Origin of the sequence: Pantoea sp., assembly GCF_032114055.1 — a bacterium.
Lineage (GTDB): Bacteria > Pseudomonadota > Gammaproteobacteria > Enterobacterales > Enterobacteriaceae > Pantoea.
This window is the reverse complement of record NZ_DAMCTB010000002.1, coordinates 330,439-348,384: the sequence shown is the minus strand read 5'-3', so window position 1 is coordinate 348,384 and position 17,946 is coordinate 330,439. Positions and strand designations below refer to the sequence as shown.

15 protein-coding genes are annotated in these 17,946 nt (G+C 56.0%); 1 reads left to right on the top strand and 14 read right to left on the bottom strand.

Annotated features, from left to right (window positions below; all coding sequences use genetic code 11):
* Positions 1 to 9 precede the first annotated feature (9 nt).
* The 7 genes from carA to ribF all read right to left on the bottom strand — a co-directional run bounded on the left by carA (position 10) and on the right by ribF (position 8,350).
* The gene (carA, locus tag RT657_RS05790) at positions 10 to 1,158 is read right to left on the bottom strand and encodes a glutamine-hydrolyzing carbamoyl-phosphate synthase small subunit (RefSeq protein WP_313653039.1); all 1,149 of its coding nucleotides are present in this window, start codon (positions 1,156 to 1,158) and stop codon (positions 10 to 12) included.
* 468 nt (positions 1,159 to 1,626) lie between these two features.
* On the bottom strand, positions 1,627 to 2,439 hold the full coding sequence (gene dapB / locus RT657_RS05785; RefSeq protein ID WP_313653038.1) for a 4-hydroxy-tetrahydrodipicolinate reductase: 813 nt from the start codon (positions 2,437 to 2,439) through the stop codon (positions 1,627 to 1,629).
* Between the two features lie 221 nt (positions 2,440 to 2,660).
* A complete protein-coding gene (ispH, locus tag RT657_RS05780) occupies positions 2,661 to 3,614 on the bottom strand; it encodes a 4-hydroxy-3-methylbut-2-enyl diphosphate reductase (protein ID WP_313653037.1) in 954 nt (317 codons plus the stop codon).
* Positions 3,595 to 4,065: an FKBP-type peptidyl-prolyl cis-trans isomerase gene (fkpB, locus tag RT657_RS05775; protein ID WP_313653036.1), complete on the bottom strand. Its 471-nt coding sequence runs from the start codon at positions 4,063 to 4,065 to the stop codon at positions 3,595 to 3,597. Before fkpB ends, ispH begins: the two co-directional genes overlap by 20 nt.
* Positions 4,066 to 4,068: 3 nt before the next feature.
* On the bottom strand, positions 4,069 to 4,575 hold the full coding sequence (lspA, locus tag RT657_RS05770) for a signal peptidase II (protein WP_111139369.1): 507 nt from the start codon (positions 4,573 to 4,575) through the stop codon (positions 4,069 to 4,071).
* Entirely contained in the window at positions 4,575 to 7,391 is a 2,817-nt protein-coding gene (gene ileS / locus RT657_RS05765) for an isoleucine--tRNA ligase (RefSeq protein WP_313653034.1), read from the bottom strand. The genes lspA and ileS overlap by 1 nt, the downstream gene beginning before the upstream one ends.
* 29 nt (positions 7,392 to 7,420) lie before the next feature.
* Positions 7,421 to 8,350: a bifunctional riboflavin kinase/FAD synthetase gene (ribF, locus tag RT657_RS05760; RefSeq protein WP_313653032.1), complete on the bottom strand. Its 930-nt coding sequence runs from the start codon at positions 8,348 to 8,350 to the stop codon at positions 7,421 to 7,423.
* 306 nt (positions 8,351 to 8,656) lie between these two features.
* Between ribF and rpsT the strand changes: the two genes are divergently transcribed.
* A complete protein-coding gene (gene rpsT, locus RT657_RS05755) occupies positions 8,657 to 8,920 on the top strand; it encodes a 30S ribosomal protein S20 (RefSeq protein ID WP_006117633.1) in 264 nt (87 codons plus the stop codon).
* Between the two features lie 37 nt (positions 8,921 to 8,957).
* On the opposite strand, the gene nhaR is transcribed toward rpsT, so the two are convergent.
* The 7 genes from nhaR to tal form a co-directional block, all read right to left on the bottom strand.
* Positions 8,958 to 9,866, bottom strand: a complete 909-nt coding sequence (gene nhaR, locus RT657_RS05750; RefSeq protein WP_313653030.1) for a transcriptional activator NhaR — start codon at positions 9,864 to 9,866, stop codon at positions 8,958 to 8,960.
* 30 nt (positions 9,867 to 9,896) lie between these two features.
* Positions 9,897 to 11,075, bottom strand: a complete 1,179-nt coding sequence (nhaA, locus tag RT657_RS05745) for a Na+/H+ antiporter NhaA (protein ID WP_313653029.1) — start codon at positions 11,073 to 11,075, stop codon at positions 9,897 to 9,899.
* A gap of 205 nt (positions 11,076 to 11,280) precedes the next feature.
* Positions 11,281 to 12,423 carry a molecular chaperone DnaJ gene (dnaJ, locus tag RT657_RS05740; protein ID WP_313653028.1) on the bottom strand — a complete coding sequence of 381 codons (1,143 nt, stop codon included), beginning with the start codon at positions 12,421 to 12,423 and terminating at the stop codon, positions 11,281 to 11,283.
* Between the two features lie 104 nt (positions 12,424 to 12,527).
* Positions 12,528 to 14,438: a molecular chaperone DnaK gene (gene dnaK / locus RT657_RS05735; protein WP_313653027.1), complete on the bottom strand. Its 1,911-nt coding sequence runs from the start codon at positions 14,436 to 14,438 to the stop codon at positions 12,528 to 12,530.
* A 319-nt stretch (positions 14,439 to 14,757) separates the two neighbouring features.
* Positions 14,758 to 16,068, bottom strand: a complete 1,311-nt coding sequence (locus RT657_RS05730; RefSeq protein WP_313653026.1) for an MFS transporter — start codon at positions 16,066 to 16,068, stop codon at positions 14,758 to 14,760.
* Positions 16,069 to 16,174: 106 nt separating this feature from the next.
* On the bottom strand, positions 16,175 to 16,762 hold the full coding sequence (mog, locus tag RT657_RS05725; RefSeq protein WP_313653025.1) for a molybdopterin adenylyltransferase: 588 nt from the start codon (positions 16,760 to 16,762) through the stop codon (positions 16,175 to 16,177).
* Between the two features lie 124 nt (positions 16,763 to 16,886).
* On the bottom strand, positions 16,887 to 17,840 hold the full coding sequence (tal, locus tag RT657_RS05720) for a transaldolase (protein WP_313653024.1): 954 nt from the start codon (positions 17,838 to 17,840) through the stop codon (positions 16,887 to 16,889).
* Positions 17,841 to 17,946: the final 106 nt, after the last annotated feature.

The following is a 17,946-nucleotide window of genomic DNA, read 5'->3' as shown; positions in this document are numbered from 1 at the left end:
AGCTCCTGATTACTTCGCTTGCAGACGGAATGCGTCAATCAATTCGATAAAGTGGTCAAACAGCGGCGCTGCGTCACCCGGTCCCGGGCTGGCTTCCGGGTGTCCCTGGAAGCTGAAGGCAGGCTTGTCAGTGCGGTGAATGCCCTGCACGGTCTTATCGAACAACGAAATGTGGGTCACACGCAGATTCGCGGGCAGATCATTCTCATCAACCGCAAAACCGTGGTTCTGCGCGGTGATCATCACGCGGTTGCTGTCGAGATCTTTGACCGGATGGTTGCCGCCGTGATGGCCAAGCTTCATCTTCACGGTTTTGGCCCCGCTGGCCAGCGCCAGCAGCTGATGACCCAGGCAGATACCAAACACCGGAATCTCTGTTTTCAGGAACGACTGAATGGCGCTGACCGCGTAGTCACACGGCTCCGGGTCGCCCGGACCGTTAGAGAGGAAAATGCCATCCGGGTTCAGCTTCAGCACCTCTTCCGCAGGCGTCTGTGCCGGTACGACCGTCAGACGACAGCCGCGATCGACCAGCATGCGCAGGATGTTGCGCTTAGCACCGTAATCGTATGCCACAACATGGTAAGGCAGCGCCTCTGCCGATGACTGCTCTGGCAGACCTGCTTTCAGCGTCCAGCTGCCCTGCTGCCAGCTGTAAGTCTCGGTGGTGCAGACCTCTTTCGCCAGATCCATCCCTTTCAGGCCGGGGAACGCCTGGGCTTTCTGCAGCGCCAGTGCCGCATCCGGCGCGTCGCCAGCGATGATGCAACCGTTCTGCGCCCCTTTCTCACGCAGCAGACGTGTCAGCTTGCGGGTATCGATATCGGCAATGGCCACGATGTTATTGCGCTGCAGCCAGGCGGATAAGCCCTCTTCGCTCCGGAAGTTGCTGGCAATCAGCGGCAGGTCACGGATGACCAGGCCCTGCGCATGAATCTGGCTGGATTCTTCATCGGCGGCGTTGGCACCGACATTACCGATATGGGGATAAGTGAGAGTAACGATTTGGCGGGAATAGGAAGGATCAGTGAGGATTTCTTGATAACCGGTCATTGAGGTATTGAAAACGACTTCCCCCACTGCCGACCCCGTTGCCCCGATGGCCCGACCGTGGAATTGGGTTCCGTCTTCCAGAACCAGGATTGCTGACTTAATCAAAACATCCTCCAGGGAATAAACAGTCATAATATCTGCATATTAATTCAAAATAGCCGGTTGAATCAATGCAAAAACCGCCTGAATTGTCGATTTTTGGCAAATTGCGCGCATTCTAATGATCCCCCTGGTCATTGTCTACCCTGACGCCACTTTTTTTCATGTTTATCCGCCTTATGAGGAAAATACGCAATATAAAGGGCAAAAAGAGGAGGAAACTCATTGGAATAATCGTTTGCTATGCCGAAAAAACGCGAATCCGGCGAGGGCGGGCCTGTTTTTTTGACCAAATGGTCAAAATTAGCATCTGCGCAGATTGAAAAGAGGCGTAAAGTGAGAAAAAAAGGAATTACAGAAAGAAAAAGGATGATAAGACATATAAACAATAAAATTAAGGGCGATAAAAATATCGCCCTTCTCAATCAATGAATTAACGATTGAAATAACCACATCACGATGGTTCACAACACATCAATCTGACAAATTAAGCACATCCCGCATATCAAAAAGACCGGTTTTCTTTTCGTTCAGCCATACAGCTGACTTAATGGCACCTTTTGCAAAGGTCATGCGGCTTGAAGCCTTATGGGTTATCTCTACCCGCTCGCCAATATCGGCAAACATCGCGGTATGTTCACCGACGATATCGCCCGCACGCACGGTGGCAAAGCCGATAGTCTGCGGCTGGCGCTCGCCGGTATGGCCTTCGCGGGCATAGACCGCATGCTCATCCAGCTTCCACGCCATCGCATCGGCGATCGCTTCACCCATCGCCAGCGCGGTGCCTGACGGCGCATCCACTTTATGACGATGATGCGCTTCGACAATCTCAATATCCGCATACTCACCCATGACTTTTGCGGCCTGCTCAAGCAGCTTCAGCACCAGGTTAACCCCGACGCTGAAGTTCGCGGCGAACACGATGGCGATCTCTTCAGAAGCCGCACGAATCGCGGCTTTGCCAGCTTCATCAAAACCGGTGGTGCCAATGACCATCGCTTTGCCATGCTCACGGCAAATCGCCATATACTCCAGCGTCCCTTCCGGGCGGGTAAAGTCGATCAACACATCAAAGTCGTTGATCACCGCGCGTAAATCGTCGGCGATCAGGATACCGTTCCTGCCAATACCGGCGACTTCCCCGGCGTCACTGCCGGTCAGTGATGAACCGGGGCGGACCAGAGCCGCCCCCAGCGCCACGCCTTCTGCCTGCTGCGTCGCCTCGATCAGATTACGGCCCATACGGCCCGGCGCACCCACCACAGCAATGCGGATAGTATTCATATTTATTCATTCCTAAGACAAAACTATGCATCCAAAGCGTCATCAGGTTAACGATGCGTTAACCGTCACGCCACTATTAATCCGTGATAATAAGAATTTTATGCCAGCCGCTGCTGATTATCAGTAAAAGCAATCACCGCAGCACATTCCGGCCCGATGCCCGGGCTGAAAAAACAAAAAAGGCCGAACAGAGTCGGCCTTTTATCAGATTTTTCGCGGGCTTACTGGACGTTACGCACCTCGACGCGCAGCTCTTTAGGCACTTCAAAGACAATGTTCTCTTCGCGGCCAATCAGCTCAATCGCGGTTTCGCCGCCCAGCTCACGCAGCCGCTGGATGACCTGCTGCACAAGAATATCCGGCGCGGACGCGCCCGCCGTGACACCGATGCAGCCGACGCCTTTTACCCACTCTTCCTGAATATCATCCGCAGAGTCGATCAGCTTCGCCAGTTTACCGGCACGCTGCGCCAGCTCCGCCAGACGGTTAGAGTTAGAGGAGTTCTTTGACCCCACCACCAGCACCACGTCGGCATCCTGCGCCAGTGTCCGCACCGCTTCCTGACGGTTAGTGGTGGCGTAGCAGATATCATCTTTGCGCGGCCCGATGATCGCCGGAAAACGCTGACGCAGGGCATCGATAATGTCTGAGGTATCATCCACCGACAGCGTCGTCTGCGTCATGAAGCTCAGATTATTTTCATCTTTAACGGTCAGCCTGAAGACATCTTCCGGTGACTCCACCAGATACATGCCGCCGTTGGGGTTATTGTACTGCCCCATGGTGCCTTCAACTTCCGGATGACCCGCGTGGCCAATCAGGATCGCCTCAACGCCTTTACGGCTGGCGCGGGCCACTTCCATGTGTACCTTCGTCACCAGCGGACAGGTGGCGTCGAACAGCATCGTCAGGTTGCGTGCTTTCGCTTCCGCACGCACCGCCTGAGACACGCCGTGCGCAGAAAAGATCAGGATCGCCTCATCCGGTACTTCGCTGATCTCTTCAATAAAGATGGCGCCCCGCTCGCGCAGGCTGTTCACCACGTAGCGGTTGTGTACCACTTCGTGACGAACATAGATCGGCGCACCATACATCTCCAGCGCGCGTTCAACAATGCTGATGGCGCGATCGACGCCGGCGCAGAAACCGCGCGGGTTAGCTAACAGGATTTGCATCGTTGGCCTCCAGGACCGGATCGATTTCCAGCACCTCTACATCAAACTGAATACGATGGCCTGCCAGCGGATGGTTGAAGTCCACGGTAATGGAATCACCGGAGACTTCGCGGATCACGCCGGGCATTTCGCTGCCACCCATGCCGCTGAACAGCATGATGGCACCCACTTCCGGTTCTCCCGCGTCGATAAAGTCACGACGCGAGAAATACTGGATCAGGTCAGGACTGACGCCACCAAACGCCTCTTCCGGCGCCAGGGTGAACTGTTTTGTCTCACCCGCTTTCAGTCCCAGCAGTGCCTGCTCAAGTGCCGCAGAGAGGCTGCCATCACCGAGACGGAACAGCGCGGGCTTACCGTTTGCACGGGTCGATTCCGCCGTCGAGCCATCTTCCAGCTTCAGCGTAAAATGCACCAACACCGCGCTTTCGCGCTGTACGCACTCAGTCATTACTTACCCTTTCTGTTTAGCCTGTTTGCTGTTGGGGCTTAAAAACCCCTCCAGCACCACCAGTGCCGCACCAATACAGATGCCGCAGTCGGCGATATTAAATGTAGCGAAGTGCCAGTTACCGACGTAGAAATCGATAAAGTCGACCACAAAGCCATGATAGGAACGATCAAACAGATTGCCTATCGCGCCGCCGATGATCAGGGCATACGCGATGTTGGCGATCTTCTGGCTGGCACGATTGCGGTACATCATCACCATCAGTGAGACCACAATGGCCAGCGCAATACCGGCAAAGAACCAGCGCTGCCAGCCGCCCTTGTCCGCCAGAAAGCTGAACGCCGCGCCGTAGTTGTGCGCGTAGAACAGGTTCAGGAACGGAATCAGCGGCTGGGTTTCATGCAGCATCATGTTGTTCATCACCCACTGCTTACTGGCGAAGTCGACAACAATCACCACCAGCACCAGCCAGAGCCAGCGCAATCCGGTTGATAAAATAGGTTTACGCATCAGGCAAATTCACGCTGTTCACCGTCACCGGCTACGTTAGTATAACAACGACCACACACCTCAGCGTGCTCAGGATTCTGGCCGACGTCAGTAGTGTAATGCCAGCAGCGCTGACATTTCTCGCCTTCCGCCTTGTGCAGAGCGATTTTCAGACCTTTCAGCCCTTCACTCTGCTGCGCTTCATCGCTGGCCAGCGCGTAATCCGCCACCTGTGCGCCCGAGGTCAGCAGCACAAAGCGCAGTTCATTGCCCAGCGCCTGCAGCTTAGCGGCCAGCTCCGGATCGGCATACAGCGTGACGGTCGCTTCCAGCGCGCCACCGATACGTTTATCTGCACGCGCCTGCTCGATCACCTTATTCACTTCGCCGCGCACTTTCAGCAGCTCAGCCCAGTAGGCGTCATTCAGCGCTTCGTTTTCGGCCAGGCCGAACAGACCCTGATACCACTCTTCCGTGAAGACATACTTCGCACGCTCGCCCGGCAGGTAGCCCCAGATCTCATCCGCCGTAAAGGACATGATCGGTGCCATCCAGCGAACCAGCGCTTCAACGATATGCCACAGCGCGGTCTGGCAGCTGCGACGCGCCAGGCCTTCGCCTTTCGCGGTGTACTGACGATCCTTGATGATGTCCAGATAGAAGCTGCCCATCTCGATAGAGCAGAACTGCATCAGACGCTGGATCACTTCATGGAAGTCATAGTTTTCGTAGGAGGCGACGATGTCGGCCTGCGCCGCCTGCGCACGGCCTACTGCCCAGCGATCCACCACCACCATCTCTTCCGGTTTCACCCGATCGGTGGCCGGATTGAAGCCGCTGAGGTTCGCCAGCAGGAAACGTGCGGTGTTGCGGATACGACGGTAGGCGTCGGCAGAACGCTTGAGGATCTCGTCTGACACTGCCATCTCGCCAGAGTAGTCGGTTGAGGCGACCCACAGACGCAGAATATCGGCACCCAGCTTGTTCATCACATCCTGCGGCGACACCGTGTTGCCGATCGATTTCGACATCTTGCGGCCCTGTCCATCGACGGTGAAACCGTGCGTCAGAACCTGGCGGTAAGGCGCCTTGCCCTTCATCGCCGTCGAGATCATCAGTGAGGACATAAACCAGCCGCGATGCTGGTCGGAGCCCTCCAGATAGAGATCCGGCGAATGGCCGTCAAACTCAGGGCGCGCATCAACCACCGAGTAGCTGGTTGAACCGGAGTCAAACCAGACATCCAGAGTATCCGGCACTTTCACATAGTGATCGGCGTCATCGCCCATCAGCTCACGCGGGTCAAGATCCCACCAGGCCTGAATTCCGTCCTGCTCGACGCGCTGCGCGACTTTCTCCATCAGCGCCAGGGTGTCCGGATGCAGCTCTTCGCTCTCTTTATGCACGAACAGCGCCATCGGCACGCCCCAGGTACGCTGGCGGGAGATGCACCAGTCGGGACGGTTCGCGACCATCGATTCGATACGCGCCTGGCCCCAGTCCGGGATCCACTGCACGCCTTTGATCTCTTTCAGTGACTGCGCGCGCAGACCTTTCTGATCCATGCTGATGAACCACTGCGGGGTCGCACGGAAGATGATCGGTGTTTTATGGCGCCAGCAGTGCGGGTAGCTGTGCAGCAGTTTCTCAACGTGCAGCAGCGCGCCCTTCTCTTTCAGCAGCTCAACGATCATGTCGTTGGCTTTAAAGACGTTCACGCCATCCAGCGTCGGGAAGGTGCCTGGCAGATAGGTGCCATCCGGACCGACCGGGTTGGCGGTTTCGATGCCATATTTCTGACCGATGACATAGTCATCCGGACCGTGGCCTGGCGCGGTGTGCACCGCACCGGTACCGGCATCCAGCGTGACGTGTTCGCCCAGCACCACCAGCGACGCGATTGCCAGGAACGGATGCTGGAATTTCTGCAGCTCCAGCGCCGCGCCTTTGCATTCGCCCAGCACCTGCCATTCGCTGACACCGGCGCGCTTCATGACGCTGTCCACCAGCTCTTTCGCCAGGATCAGGGCACGGCCCTCGATCTGGATCAGCTGATACTCAAATTCAGGGTGCAGGGAGATCGCGCGGTTAGCTGGCAGCGTCCACGGCGTGGTGGTCCAGATCACCAGCGAAATCGGGCCACTGACCTCCGTCACACCAAACGCCTGACGTACTGCATCGCTATCCAGGGCGTTGAACATCACGTCAATCGACGGTGACGTTTTGTCGTAATATTCGACTTCGGCTTCGGCTAAGGCTGAACGGCAGTCCAGGCACCAGTGCACCGGCTTCGCGCCTTTGTGCAGATGACCATTGCCGATGATTTTGCCCAGCGCGCGAATGATGTTGGCTTCGGTGCCGAAATCCATGGTCAGGTAAGGACGATCCCAGTCGCCCAGCACGCCCAGACGAATAAAGTCCGCTTTCTGGCCTTCCACCTGTTCGGCGGCATATTTGCGGCACGCTTCGCGGAATTCGGCTGCAGTGACCTTTTCGCCTGGCTTGCCGATCATCTGCTCCACTTTGTGCTCGATAGGCAGACCATGACAGTCCCAGCCCGGCACATAGGGCGCGTCATAACCCGCCATGCCTTTCGACTTAACGATAATGTCTTTCAGAATCTTGTTAACAGAGTGACCAATATGAATGCTGCCGTTCGCATAGGGAGGGCCATCATGCAGGATAAAGGTTTTTTTCCCTTTTTTGGCTTCGCGGATGACGCTGTAGAGGTTGTCGGCATACCAGCGTTGCAACATTCCCGGTTCGCGTTTGGCCAGATCGCCACGCATCGGGAATCCCGTTTCCGGCAAATTCAGGGTAGATTTATAGTCACTCATCAGATTCTCGATTCCGTTTTTCGCTCAGGTTAAAGCAGCCCGAAATAACGTCGGGCCGTTACCACATCGTCTGCAATTTGTTCTTTCAACGCCTCCAGTGAGGCAAAGCGCTGCTCGTTTCGTATTTTCTGTTTCAGCACCACATCAATGTGACGACCATAAAGATCCATATTGATGTCAAGCAGGTGAACTTCAAGCTGCTGGCGCAAACCTTTTACCGTCGGGCGGGTGCCGATGTTGGCGACGCCCGGCAGCGGCTCGGGCGTGAGGCCCCGCACTTCGACCGCGTAGACCCCTTTCACCGGCGAAACGCTGCGGCGAAGAGGCAGGTTTGCCGTCGGAAAGCCCAGCGTACGTCCCAGGGCGTCGCCGTGCACCACGCGGCCTGAAATTGTGAAAGGATGACCCAGCAGCGACTGCGCCAGCACCAGATCGTCTGCGGCCAGCGCCTGACGGACGGCGGTGCTGCTGATGCGCTTACCGCCGTCGCAGAAGGTTTCCGTGCTGACAACCTCAAAGCCATACTCCGCACCCGCTTTCTGCAGCAGCGGGAAATCGCCCTGGCGACCCGCGCCAAAGCGAAAGTCATCGCCTACCGCAAGGTACTTAACGTTCAGCTTTTCCACTAACAGGTCACTGATGAAACGCTGGGCGGACAACGCCGCAAAGCGACGGTCAAACCGCACGCACAGCACATTATCGACGCCCGCTTCCGCCATGTAGCGCAGTTTGTCGCGCAGACGGGTCAGGCGAGCCGGGGCTCTGTCACCAGCGAACAGCTCCAGCGGCTGTGGCTCAAAAACCATCACCACCACCGGCAGATTCAGCCTGCGTCCCTCTTCACACAGCCGGGATATCAGCGCCTGATGCCCACGGTGAACGCCATCGAAATTACCAATGGTCAGAACGCAGCCGCGATGCTGCTCGTTAAGATTATGAATACCGCGGATAAACTTCATGGCTGGCCCAAACCGGTGGAAATCGGCGGATTATACCCTTGAAAGTGACTCAGGTTAACCCGTCAGCACGCCTTTCATGCTTTACAGGCTGCATTTCCTGTTACAGAGGCGCATGTTAAGAATTTTGTCGCTAAATACTGTATTCAGGGAGGGGAAGCTGGTAGAATCTTGCGCCATCAAATACGTAACCGAGTGCTGCTCACCGAGCGACGCTTATTTGCACAAATCCATTGACAAAATTGGGTTAGAAGGGCATAGTCCTCGGCCTTTGATTTGTCTCTATAGAACACATTTGGGAGTTGGACCTTGGCTAATATCAAATCAGCTAAGAAACGCGCCGTAACATCTGAGAAACGCCGTAAGCATAACGCTAGCCGCCGCTCTATGATGCGTACCTTCGTTAAGAAAGTATACGCGGCGATCGCTTCAGGCGACAAAGCTGCTGCGCAGAACGCATTCAATGAAATGCAACCAATCGTGGATCGTCAGGCTGCTAAAGGTCTGATCCACAAAAACAAAGCTGCACGTTATAAAGCAAACCTGACTGCACAGATCAACAAACTGGCTTAATCGCCGTTGTTTATCGCTTTGTTGAAAGAACCGGCGCTTATGCCGGTTTTTTTTCGTCCCGATTCTGGCGGGGAAAAAGCGCACTGAAGTCTGCACGGCAGATCCGCTGTACCGCCGGGTGCTGAATCATTCGTTCCGCAAAGATAATGTGATACTCCTCTGATACGGCACTGAGCTGTCCGACTTTATAAATTCCCTCCCGCTGACCGATATCCAGCAAAGGCGCAACAAAAATGGCTTTCTGTCGGGCGCCAAACGCTTTCATCAATGCCGCATCATCAAACTCCCCCAGGATCTCCACCTGCAGTCCCTGCGTGCTGATCCAGTTAAGGATCTTGCGTCCCAGCATGGAGCGACGGCCCGGGATCAGCAGCGGGCGCGATGCCAGGCAGGCCGGGAAAGCGGGGCCGGAGAGCGGCTCGGTTGACCAGAAGCTGACGGGGCACTCTCCCAGCCGGACCGAAAACAGCCCCTCCTGGCGGGTCGAATCGATGGCGCAGTCAGAGATAATCATATCCAGCTTGTGCTGACTGAGCTGCTCCAGCAGCATTTCATGGGTCGATTCAAAGCAGCGCAGATGGATTTTCTCCTCTGCGACCACCGCCGTCTCCAGCACCTTGCTGACCAGCTGCTTTGAGAGCGCATCCGCCACGCCCACATCCAGCAGCAGATGCGACTCTTTGCGATAGTTAACAATGTCCAGCATTTCCTGACCCAGCATAAACATGCGATCTGCATAGCGGAAAACAAGCTGACCCAGCTCGGTCGGCACCAGCCCCCGGCCCTGACGCCGGAACAGCTTGCCCTGCAGGCGCTCCTCCAGCGTCTTGATCTGCCCGGTAATGGTCTGCGGCGTCAGCGAAAGCACCTCTGCGGCCCCCGCTATCGAGCCTGCACGACAGGCGTGCCAGAAGTAGTAGAGGTGGTTGTAGTTGATATGATTCATCGAAAAAAGGAGGCTTTCGCCTCCTCTCCATTAACGCAGTTTGACCCGCAACAGGATATATCCGATCACAGCAGAGAGCAGAGAGCCGGTAAGGATTCCCAGTTTAGAGAAGGTCACCAGCTGCTCATGGGCTGCGTCAAAGGCCAGTGAGCTAATGAATATCGACATCGTAAAGCCGATGCCGCACAGCACCCCAATCGCCATGATGTCACGCAGGGTTGTGCCATCCGGCAGAACGGCCAGGCGGAGCCGGACGGCCAGCCAGCAGAACAGCGTAATGCCCAGCGGCTTACCGATTAACAGACCAAGGATGATGCCTGACGGTTCAGGCGAGAAAATGTCACCCATCGTAATGCCCGCCAGGGAGATACCGGCATTAGCAAAGGCAAACAGCGGCAGGATCAGCCAGTTTACCCACGGCATCAGACCGTGCGCCAGATGCTCCGCAGGCGAGTGTCCCTCTCTTTTCTCCAGCGGCACAAAGAAGCCCACGATAACGCCCGCCAGCGTGGCGTGAACGCCCGACTTCAGCACGGCGGTCCAGAGCACAATTCCCACCAGGATGTAGATCGAGATCTTACGGACGTTAAAGTAGTTCAGCAGCGCCAGCACCACGATCGCCCCAGCCGCCACACCCAGAGAGAGAACCGAGAGGCCACTGGTGTAGAACAGGGCGATAATCACAATCGCCCCCAGGTCATCGATAATCGCCAGCGCCATCAGGAACACTTTCAACGCCGCAGGAACACGGCTGCCCAGCAGGGCCAGCACCCCCAGCGCAAAAGCGATATCGGTCGCCGTGGGAATCGCCCAGCCGTTGCGGGCAATCTCATCACCATGGTTGAAGCCGAGAAAGATCAGAGCGGGCAGCGCCATGCCCCCCAGGGCGGCGATAACCGGAAAAATCGCCTTATCGCGGCTTGCCAGTTCACCCACCATCAGCTCGCGTTTGACTTCCAGGCCAATCAGCAGGAAGAACAGCGCCATCATTGCATCGTTAATCCACAACAACAGATTTTTGCTGATATTAAGCGCGCCAAAGCGGATCTGGACGGGTTCATTGAGAAACGCCTGATAGCTCCCGGCGGTCTCCGCAGTGTTGGCCATAATCATAGCCGCCACGGCTGCCAGGATTAATACCATGCCATTGCTGGCGTCACTCTCAATGAAGCTTTTTAAAAGATTTTTGAGTCTGCGAGGCTTATTCAACGTTTATCTTCCTGATCAGCGATAGAAAGAATATGAGTGTAACGGCTCCTATAGCTCGTTAAAAGCAGCTTATACCACGCTGTTAGTTCGGTTTAACTGAGTCGGGAAAAGCGGGTCTGAAACGAGGCGAGGTTTAAAAACAGGTAGACAGGGCCCGAAGAAGCAAAAAAAACGGAGCCAGAGGCTCCGTTTTATCCGTCACCGCTTAGCGGGTCAGATCGTCAAAGAACTTCTTCACGCCGTCGAAAAAGCTTTTTGAGCGCGGGCTGTTATGTTCACCGCTCGGGCCGCCAAAACTCTCTTCCAGTTCACGCAACAGCGTTTTCTGTTTCTCATTCAGGCTGACCGGGGTTTCCACCACCACACGGCATAACAGGTCGCCGACCGCGCCACCGCGGACCGACTTCACGCCACGTCCGCGCATGCGGAACAGCTTACCGGTCTGGGTTTCTGCCGGTACTTTCAGCTTCACGCGACCATCCAGCGTGGGCACTTCGATCTCTCCGCCCAGCGCCGCCATCGCAAAATTGATCGGCACTTCACAGTAGAGGTTGTTCTCTTCACGTTCGAAGATAGGGTGCTTCTTCACGGAAACCTGGACGTAGAGATCGCCAGCCGGTGCGCCCTGCTCCCCCGCTTCGCCTTCACCACTCAGACGAATGCGATCGCCGTTATCCACCCCTGCCGGAATTTTCACTGACAGCGTCTTCGACTTCTCAACGCGGCCATGGCCATGACAGGCGTTGCACGGATCTTTAATCACCGAGCCGCGGCCGTGACAGGTCGGACAGGCCTGCTGAACGGTAAAGAAGCCCTGACGCATCTGCACCTGGCCTGCACCGTGACAGGTTGAACAGGTTTGTGGTTTGGTACCCGCTTTTGCCCCGCTGCCGTGGCAGACGTCACACTCTTCCAGCGTAGGAATGCGGATCTCTTTGGTCACGCCGCGTACCGCTTCTTCCAGCGACAGCTCCATGTTGTAGCGTAAATCAGCGCCACGGGCGGCGCGCTGACGGCGTCCACCACCAAAGATGTCACCGAATACGTCGCCAAAGATATCGCTGAAGTCTGCACCGCCGCCGCCAAAGCCGCCGCCGAATCCACCGCCACCCATGCCGCCCTGTTCAAAGGCTGCATGACCATACTGATCGTAGGCCGCGCGCTTCTGCGCATCGGTCAGGATTTCATAGGCTTCCTTGGCCTCTTTGAATTTAGCTTCGGCCTCTTTATCACCGGGATTACGATCCGGGTGATATTTCATCGCCAGGCGTTTGTAAGCCTTTTTGATTTCACGCTCGTCCGCGGATTTGGCGACGCCTAAAATCTCGTAGTAATCACTCTTCGCCATGTTTATTTAGCCCTTAACATGATCGCACGGGCGTGGAGAGATCTCCTACGCCCGTGCTGGTTTCAACGGCTGTCAGGCCAGCCGTCGCGCCCGGTCAGGGGCAATTATTTCTTGTTGTCTTTCACTTCTTCGAATTCAGCATCGACAACGTCATCGTCTTTCTTCGCTGACGCATCGCCGGCATCCGCCGCACCTGCCTGAGACTGCTGTGCTGCTTCCATCAGCTTGCCAGAAACTTCCATCAGCGCCTGCATCTTCGCGTCGATTTCCGCTTTATCTTCGCCTTTCAGCGCCGTTTCCAGCGCGGCCAGTGCAGCGTCGATTGGCGCTTTGTCATCAGCAGACAGTTTGTCGCCTGCTTCTTCCAGCTGCTTACGGGTGCTGTGGGCAATCTGGTCGCCCTGGTTGCGCGTCTGTACCAGCTCTTCGAACTTACGGTCAGATTCCGCATTCGCTTCTGCATCACGCACCATTTTTTCGATCTCTTCATCGTTCAGACCTGAAGAGGCTTTGATGGTGATTTTCTGCTCTTTACCGCTGTTCTTATCTTTCGCTGACACGTGCAGGATACCGTCCGCATCGATGTCGAAGGTCACTTCGATCTGCGGCATACCGCGCGGCGCAGCCTGAATACCGTCGAGGTTGAACTGGCCCAGTGACTTGTTGTCATTGGCGCGCTTACGCTCACCCTGCAGCACGTGAATGGTCACGGCTGACTGGTTGTCTTCTGCTGTTGAGAAGACCTGGCTGTGCTTGGTCGGGATGGTAGTGTTCTTGCTGATCAGCGAAGTCATCACGCCACCCATGGTTTCGATACCCAGTGACAGCGGGGTAACGTCCAGCAGCAGTACGTCTTTCACGTCACCGCCCAGTACACCACCCTGAACGGCCGCACCGACTGCAACCGCTTCGTCCGGGTTCACGTCTTTACGTGGCTCTTTGCCGAAGAACTCGGTCACTTTCGCCTGAACCAGTGGCATACGGGTCTGACCACCGACCAGGATAACGTCGTTGATGTCTGAAACAGACAGACCCGCATCCTGCAGCGCAACTTTCAGTGGCGCGATTGAGCGTGCAACCAGATCTTCAACCAGTGACTCCAGTTTAGAGCGGGTCACTTTGATGTTCAGGTGCTTAGGACCGGTCGCATCTGCCGTGATGTAAGGCAGGTTAACGTCGGTCTGCTGCGCAGAAGAGAGTTCGATTTTCGCTTTCTCTGCCGCTTCTTTCAGACGCTGCATCGCCAGTGGATCGTTGTGCAGATCGATACCCTGGTCTTTCTTGAATTCTGCAACCAGATAGTTGATCAGGCGGCTGTCGAAGTCTTCACCACCCAGGTGGGTGTCACCGTTGGTCGCCAGAACTTCAAAGGTTTTTTCGCCGTCAACTTCGTCGATCTCGATGATGGAGATATCGAAAGTACCGCCACCCAGGTCATAGACCGCGATGGTGCGGTTGCCCTGGCCTTTATCCAGACCGTACGCCAGCGCAGCCGCCGTCGGTTCGTTAATGATACGTTTGACTTCCAGACCTGCGATACGGCCGGCATCTTTAGTCGCCTGACGCTGCGCATCGTTGAAGTAGGCCGGAACGGTAATGACCGCTTCAGTTACTGGCTCACCGAGGTAATCTTCGGCGGTCTTTTTCATTTTTTTCAGCACTTCAGCCGAGATCTGCGGCGGTGCCATTTTCTGACCTTTCACTTCCAGCCAGGCGTCACCGTTGTCGGCGCTGGCGATTTTGTAAGGCATGATTTTAATGTCACGCTGTACTTCTTCGTCCTGGAAGCGACGACCGATCAGACGCTTAATTGCGAACAGGGTATTCTGCGGGTTAGTCACTGCCTGACGTTTAGCCGGTTGACCGACCAGAATTTCGCCATCCTGTGTGTACGCAATGATTGAAGGCGTGGTGCGATCGCCCTCGGCATTTTCCAGCACGCGTGCTTTGGTGCCATCCATGATCGCAACACAAGAGTTGGTTGTACCCAGGTCAATACCAATAATCTTACCCATCTAAACATCTCCCACTTAAATTCGTTGCCAAGTTTGGGTTGTGAACCTTTTATGTGGGCAGGTTGTTTGCATTCAACCTGCCAGCACATGCTTTTTTTCCAGCGTTCACAACGCTCGATGAGAAGTAAATGGGGCCGCTTCGATGCGCATCAAGGGTTAAACTAAAAAAAATTTTTATTGGTGGTGCTGCCAGGCTAAACACCACAGTGCCAAGCTGAACGCGAGAGCAGAACCATCGCCACGCTGACATGCTGTCAACGCAACAGGCCCGCTCCCGGAACAGCGTATTCGCATGACACAGAGCCAGGTTCGGCGTTGCTCAGGAGAGGGGCTTAACTTCCTGCACCCGCCCGCGTTCGTCGCTGATATCGCGCCGCAGCCAGATCCCGGTGACTAACCCCACCAGCGCCAGCGCCATCACATACCAGCACGGTGCCATGGCCGAGACGCCCATCAGCAGCGAGACACAGACAGGTGTCAGCCCGCCGAAGATGGCATAGGCGACATTGTAGGAAAACGAGAGCCCGGTGAAACGCACCTCTGCCGGAAAGGCACGCACCATCACGAACGGCACGACGCCGACGACACCAACGCTGAGCCCCGCCAGCCCATAGAGCAGGAAAAGCTGTTGCGGATAGAAGGCGGTCAGGTGATAAAACTGCCAGCTGCATATCGCCAGCAGCAGGCTGCCGACACCCAGGGTGCGGCTGGCGCCAAAGCGGTCGGCAGCCAGTCCGGCAAGGATACAGCCCACGCAGAGCATCAGGGTGGCGATGCTGTTAGCCTGCAGAGTCAGCGCGGGCGCAATGCCCTGCTGCTTCTGCAGCCAGACGGGTGACATCAGGATCACCACCACGATGCAGGCGGAGAGCAGCCAGGTGAGCAGCATGGAGATAACAACCGACTTTTTATGCTCCGCCAGCACTGTTTTCAGCGGCAGTGTTTCTGCCAGCGCTTTACGCTGCTGCATCTCCACAAAGACCGGCGTTTCATGCAGCCAGCGGCGCAGGTACATTGCGACCAGCCCAAACAGCCCGCCTAAAAAGAACGGGATGCGCCAGCCGCCATCGTGAATCGCCTGCTGGGACATCGAACTATTGATCAGCGTCGCCACCAGCGAGCCCAGTAAAATGCCGATGGTCAGCCCGGCGGTCAGCGTGCCACAGGCGATGCCGATGCGCTTATAAGGCACATGCTCGGCGACAAACACCCAGGCCCCCGGCACTTCACCGCCGATCGCCGCCCCCTGCAGCATCCGCATCAGCAGCATCAGCAGTGGTGCCGCAATCCCGATGGTCTGCCAGGTAGGTAATGCGCCCATCATCAGGGTCGGCAGCGCCATCAGCAGAATGCTCAGACTGAACATCTTTTTGCGGCCGAGCTTGTCGCCGAAATGCGCCATCACGATACCGCCCAGCGGACGGGCCAGATAGCCCGCAGCAAAAATGGCAAACGTCTGTACCTGGCGCAGCCATTCCGGGATATCTGCAGGAAAGAAAAGCTCGCCGATAACGGTGGCGAAGAAGACAAAAATGATGAAGTCGTAAAATTCGAGGGCGCCACCCAGGGCGGCCAGCGCCAGCGTACGGTAATCTTTGCCGGACAGGCGCTGAACAGGAGTTGGATTCATAATATTCCAGAGGCAAAAGCGACAAGGTTGTAACGATATAATTACTATACCGTCAATCTTTTGCCACACCAGCAAGGCTATAGCTTATGCCTGAAATGGGGAATATTTAGTTATTTATCTCACGGATGGCGCTTTTAGGGCGAAATGCTGCTACTACTTCCGGATAGGTTTCGACATAGGGCCCTTCCAGTAGCTGTAAACAATAGGGTACAGAGGCAAAAATCCCGTGTACTTTGACGTTGCCCTGCGCATCCTTAAGCCCCTCCAGCGTCTCTTTAATCGACTTCGGCTGGCCCGGCAGATTCAGGATCAGCGACTGTTTGCGGATCACGCCCACCTGGCGCGACAGAATCGCAGTCGGCACAAACTGCAGGCTGATCTGGCGCATCTGCTCACCAAATCCCGGCATCTCGCGGTCGGCAATCGCCAGAGTCGCGTCAGGCGTGACATCACGGCGGGCCGGACCGGTGCCGCCAGTGGTCAGCACCAGATGGCAGAAGCGTTCATCGACCAGTTCACAAATCGCCTGTTCAATCATCACCTGCTCATCGGGCACCAGGCGGGACTCAACCTCAAACGGCGTGCTGATAGCGCTGCTGAGCCAGCTCTCCAGCGCGGGGATCCCCTGATCCTGATAGATGCCGTTGGCGGCGCGATCGGAGACCGAGATCAGGCCAATGCGTAATGTATTCATGATGGTTTTCGCTGTGCTTTACCGCGGTGCGGTGGAGTAAAAGGGGACTGGCAGAGAGGATAATACAAAGTGAAAGGGTCGCAAAAGGGAAACCGTGACAGCCTGCGCCGTCACGGTCAGCAGATTACAGCAGTTCTGCCAGCATCTTCTCAAGTTTGCCCTGGTCGATGGCAAAGTTGCGGATACCTTCAGCCAGCTTCGCGACGGCCATCGGATCCTGGTTGTGCTGCCACAGGAACTCAGATTCGGTCATGCGGGCCGGACGCGCTTTCACTTCGCCGCTGTAGCTCAGTTTACGTTCCACCGTGCCTTCGCTTTCTGCCAGCTCTTTCAGCAATGCAGGAGAGATGGTCAGACGGTCGCAGCCTGCCAGTTCGATGATTTCGCCCACGTTACGGAAGCTGGCGCCCATGACCACGGTTTCATAGCCGTGCTGCTTGTAGTAGTTGTAGATTTCAGAGACGGAAATCACGCCGGGATCTTCGTGCGCGGCATACTCTTTTTTGTCGGTGTTCGCTTTGTACCAGTCCAGGATACGGCCAACAAACGGCGAAATCAGGAACACGCCCGCTTCGGCACAGGCACGCGCCTGGGCAAAGGAGAACAGCAGCGTCAGGTTACAGTTGATGCCCTCTTTTTCCAGCTGCTCTGCCGCGCGGATACCCTGCCAGGTAGAGGCCAGTTTGATCAGGATGCGGTCATTGCTGATACCGGCATCATTGTAGAGCTTGATCAGGCTACGGGCTTTGGCAATGCTGCCTTCTGTATCGTAAGAGAGACGTGCATCGACTTCTGTCGAGATGCGGCCCGGCACCAGTTTAAGAATTTCCAGACCAATGTTTACGGCCAGCTTGTCAGAAACCAGCTGCAGCTGCTCTTCTTTGTTGCTGCTCTGCTCACGCGCCCAGCCGATCGCTTCATCGATCAGTTTACGGTATTCAGGGATTTGTGCGGCGTTGAGGATCAGAGAAGGGTTGGTGGTGGCATCCTGAGGCTGGTACAGCTTCATGGCTGCGATATCACCGGTGTCTGCAACGACAGTGGTGAGCTGACGCAGGGAGGTAAGTTTGTCCGTCATGTTCTTTTCTCTTAGTTAACTGTCAGTGTGAAAAAAGGCTGTGGCGATAATATCACGCAGCAACGGTGGCGCAAGGTCAGGGAATGCCGTTTACGATAGCGCGGAC

Excerpts from the sequence above, each read along its gene's own strand:
- dapB (WP_313653038.1), bottom strand. The coding sequence starts at position 2,439 with ATGAATACTATCCGCATTGCTGTGGTGGGTGCGCCGGGCCGTATGGGC.
- ispH (WP_313653037.1), bottom strand. The coding sequence starts at position 3,614 with ATGCAAATCCTGTTAGCTAACCCGCGCGGTTTCTGCGCCGGCGTCGAT.
- fkpB (WP_313653036.1), bottom strand. The coding sequence starts at position 4,065 with ATGACTGAGTGCGTACAGCGCGAAAGCGCGGTGTTGGTGCATTTTACG.
- lspA (WP_111139369.1), bottom strand. The coding sequence starts at position 4,575 with ATGCGTAAACCTATTTTATCAACCGGATTGCGCTGGCTCTGGCTGGTG.
- ileS (WP_313653034.1), bottom strand. The coding sequence starts at position 7,391 with ATGAGTGACTATAAATCTACCCTGAATTTGCCGGAAACGGGATTCCCG.
- ribF (WP_313653032.1), bottom strand. The coding sequence starts at position 8,350 with ATGAAGTTTATCCGCGGTATTCATAATCTTAACGAGCAGCATCGCGGC.
- nhaR (WP_313653030.1), bottom strand. The coding sequence starts at position 9,866 with ATGAATCATATCAACTACAACCACCTCTACTACTTCTGGCACGCCTGT.
- dnaJ (WP_313653028.1), bottom strand. The coding sequence starts at position 12,423 with ATGGCGAAGAGTGATTACTACGAGATTTTAGGCGTCGCCAAATCCGCG.
- dnaK (WP_313653027.1), bottom strand. The coding sequence starts at position 14,438 with ATGGGTAAGATTATTGGTATTGACCTGGGTACAACCAACTCTTGTGTT.
- RT657_RS05730 (WP_313653026.1), bottom strand. The coding sequence starts at position 16,068 with ATGAATCCAACTCCTGTTCAGCGCCTGTCCGGCAAAGATTACCGTACG.
- mog (WP_313653025.1), bottom strand. The coding sequence starts at position 16,762 with ATGAATACATTACGCATTGGCCTGATCTCGGTCTCCGATCGCGCCGCC.
- tal (WP_313653024.1), bottom strand. The coding sequence starts at position 17,840 with ATGACGGACAAACTTACCTCCCTGCGTCAGCTCACCACTGTCGTTGCA.